The sequence below is a fragment of the Adlercreutzia sp. ZJ141 genome (assembly GCF_011038965.1).
GTDB lineage: Bacteria > Actinomycetota > Coriobacteriia > Coriobacteriales > Eggerthellaceae > ZJ141.
Map to the genome: position 1 here is coordinate 1 of NZ_JAAKEB010000043.1, position 3374 is coordinate 3374.

The 3374-nt window shown below is 51.6% G+C and carries 3 protein-coding genes; all 3 read left to right on the plus strand.

The annotated features are described in order from the left end of the window. The first annotated feature begins 140 nt into the window (after nucleotides 1-140). The 3 genes from G7Y44_RS10170 to G7Y44_RS10180 are packed head-to-tail and all read left to right on the plus strand — an operon-like array spanning nucleotide 141 to nucleotide 3275. On the plus strand, nucleotides 141-1334 hold the full coding sequence (locus G7Y44_RS10170) for a tyrosine-type recombinase/integrase (RefSeq protein WP_165249648.1): 1194 nt from the start codon (nucleotides 141-143) through the stop codon (nucleotides 1332-1334). After that, a complete protein-coding gene (locus tag G7Y44_RS10175; protein WP_165249650.1) occupies nucleotides 1327-2280 on the plus strand; it encodes a tyrosine-type recombinase/integrase in 954 nt (317 codons plus the stop codon). The genes G7Y44_RS10170 and G7Y44_RS10175 overlap by 8 nt, the downstream gene beginning before the upstream one ends. After that, nucleotides 2277-3275, plus strand: coding sequence for a tyrosine-type recombinase/integrase (locus G7Y44_RS10180; protein ID WP_165249651.1), 999 nt, complete (start codon nucleotides 2277-2279; stop codon nucleotides 3273-3275). The genes G7Y44_RS10175 and G7Y44_RS10180 overlap by 4 nt, the downstream gene beginning before the upstream one ends. Nucleotides 3276-3374 lie beyond the last annotated feature (99 nt).

A 3374-nucleotide genomic window follows, 5' to 3' on the forward strand; every position in this document is an offset into this window, starting at 1 on the left:
AAGTCATCATATGCGAAGCGTGAGTTTATGCGAAGTAATAGCCCATAGAATCGATCAACCTGTCTGTTTGTCCCTTGATACTTCACATAAACCTAAACTGGCGGCGCATTGCAATACCGTCAGTTTAGGAGGTTGACATTATGTGTGACGACATCAGGGAGCTCGTAAACACAGCAGAAGCTATGCTTCGAGACATGGAGTATAAGGACAGCACGATATGCCACTACCGTGCTTCATGGAATAAAGTTATTGCGTTTTGTAAAGAGAAGGGAATCAAGAGATATAGCAAGGAAGTAGAGAATTCCTTCTTTATACACGAAGGAATCGGCCCTGTGCCGGGACTAACTCCAAATCAACGTGATCGCGTGCGGCATGTGCGATGTCTTCTGACCGCCAAGGACGGGAAGCTTCCAAAGGCATGGCGGCAGCCAGGGCCGCGAGTACCAGAAGGTCTTATCGCAGCATACAATTCATATGTCGATGACATGCGCGATCGTGGGCTTTCTGATACTTCCATTCGCGGGCAGGAATGTGTCGTACGCAGGTTCCTCGCATCGACGGGTGCCACAAGCCCTGCTCATCTGCGCTTTGAGCACGTGATCACCTATATTGAAGGTATGCCAGGGGCTGCAGCGCAGTCCAAAGCAAACAACCTCTACGTAATCCGTTCGTTTCTTAGGCACTTGGCTGTAAAAGGGATGTGTGACTCCTTGCTGCCCGCATCTATGCCTGTCATCCCAGGCCATAAGCACAGCTCGTTGCCGTCAGCGTATGGTGGCAACGAGATTGCCGCCATGCTCGCGACAGATGTCTCTAACGAATGCCCCAAGCGAAACTACGCCATGCTGCTCTGTGCATCGGTTATGGGGATGAGATCCTCTGATATCCGCAACCTGCTTGTTTGCGACCTAGACTGGCGGGCAGGAAAACTCTCATTTACCCAAAGCAAGACAGGTGCACGGGTGACGCTACCAATGCCAGACGAGGTCAAGCTGGCAATTGCTGACTATATGCGGACAGAGCGGCCTGATTCCGCAGATCCGCACGTGTTCCTGCATGCCCGTGCGCCCTATAAATCATTCAAGGGATGCCGAAACGCTTTCCACTACGTCACAACATCAGCGCTTCGTGTTGCAGGCGTCGATCCGGCTGGCCGCCACCACGGCATGCATTCGTTGCGCCACTCTGCCGCAACGAACATGCTTGCAGGCAACGTCCCCTACCCGGTGATCTCGGGAGTTCTGGGGCACAGTAACGCAAATACGACGAGAAAGTATCTTGCGGTCGATGTGGAGTTGCTGCGCGCGATGTCTTTGGAGGTGCCCCATGCATGATCCGATTATGGAGTTCACAGGCCCCTATGCCAGCCTGTTTGTCGATTACGTCCGCTACAAGCGCACGCTTGGATACTCGATACCCAAAAGCTACCAAAGCGTACTCAGGGATATATCCAGAATGCTGGCAGGCTTACCACAAAGCGCTTCGGTTGTTGATAAGCAAGCAGCCGAACTTATCGCAACACGCAAAGACGGCGAGTCTATTCCAAACCAGTGCAAGCGCATAGCGATAATCCGACAGTTCTGCGTGTTTTTGAGAAGCGAAGGCTATAACGCATACATACTGCCACACAACCTGGTCAGAGATGAGAGTAATTTCATCCCCAGAATCATCAGTGAACAGGAGATGGCAAGAGCCATCAAGTTTGCCGACGAAACGATGCAGGATTGGGTGGGATTACTGATGCGGCTACTTTGGTGTCTTGGCTTGCGAATGGGTGAAGCGCTAAAACTCGACGTATCGGACGTGGACTTGGAAGCGGCAACGATCCTGGTCAAAAGAGCAAAGGGTGACCGCACGCGCTTGTGCCCGATGTCGAGATCCCTCTCTTGGCACGTGGCTTCTTACATGGAAGCACACGATCTTGGTTGTGTCGACGGTTCACTTCCACTCATACCATCTGCAGATGGTAATAGCCACCGAAGCCATACAACCGCTGCATTCAAGATTAAGTCTGCGTTTGCAGCGGCAAAGATAACGCGGCCTGAGGGCACCACGGCTCGCCCTCATGACATAAGGCATTCGTTTGCGATCCATTCGCTTGAGAAGGCCATCGCGTCTGGCATGGATGCCTTCGCTGCACTTCCTCTTCTTGCTTCTTTTATGGGCCACGCCGACATCAAGAGTACCGAGTATTACCTGCGGCTTACCGAAGAGCGTTTCCAGGGTATGGTCGACGCTCAAGCGCAATGCTCTGCCATTGTGTTCGGGGATATATCATGACGGCCACAAACTTCCAGTCTCTGGTGTCTCGCTTTTTGCTCGATTATCTTCCGAATAGGAGGGGGTTTAGCCCCAATACTGTCATGGCCTACCGAGACGCAATTGCACTTCTGCTTATTTGGTTTGAGTCAGAAACCGCAACGCAGGCATACAACATCGGCATGGACGACCTCACGCCTGAAGCGATCTTAAGCTGGGCTGCATGGCTTGAAAACGCGAGAGACTGTTGTCCGTCGACGTGTAACAGCAGAATCGCGGCTATCAAATCGTTTGCCAAGTTCGCGCAGTACGAAGCTCCCGATTATCTGGAGCAATGCACAGGGATAGTGGGCATCCCCATGAAGAAGCACGCATCAAGAGAAATTGACTTTCTAAGCCCAGAAGGTGTTGGTGCAGTCATCACAGCTGCGAGTGGAAACTTACGCGAGCTTGCAATCTTATCGGTGTTGTATGAATCCGCAGCACGCGTAAGTGAGGTGGCGGCGCTCAATATTTGCGATATCGCGAGAAAGAAGCCCTTTACGGCCAAACTATTAGGCAAGGGACGCAAGGTTCGTGTCGTTCCCTTATCTGCACAGGTGGGCGACATACTCGCCGAGTATGTTTGCTCGTACAGAGGCGAAGCGGAGCCAACAAGCGCTATGTTTCTCAATGCTCAGGGAAACAGAATCGGAAGGGCCGGCATCGCCTACATATTGAAAAAGAATATCGCAATCGCCCATGAAGCCGATCCTGCGGTTGTTCCACCCACTAGTCATCCGCATGCGCTGCGCCATTCGAAAGCTATGCACATGCTCGAATCAGGAATCAATCTTGTTTACATTAGAGATTTTTTAGGTCATAAAAGCGTGACCACTACGGAGATATACGCGAAAGCAAGCGTCGAGGCTAAGAGAAAAGCGATAGAGGGACTTGAGCAGGTTGTTGTAAAGCAGTCTAAGTACGACAGCATCGAGCGCGCCGACATACTATCTTGGTTGCGCGACTTGCTGTGACACTGATCGTTTATGCGAAGTCAACAGCTATGCAATCCTAGCTCATCAGGGCTAACGCCAACGGCTTCGCATAAACTCACACTTCGCATATGATGACTT

Bases quoted from the DNA above. Each gene is read 5' to 3' on its own strand.
- G7Y44_RS10170 (WP_165249648.1), top strand. From the start codon at position 141: ATGTGTGACGACATCAGGGAGCTCGTAAACACAGCAGAAGCTATGCTT.
- G7Y44_RS10175 (WP_165249650.1), top strand. From the start codon at position 1,327: ATGCATGATCCGATTATGGAGTTCACAGGCCCCTATGCCAGCCTGTTT.
- G7Y44_RS10180 (WP_165249651.1), top strand. From the start codon at position 2,277: ATGACGGCCACAAACTTCCAGTCTCTGGTGTCTCGCTTTTTGCTCGAT.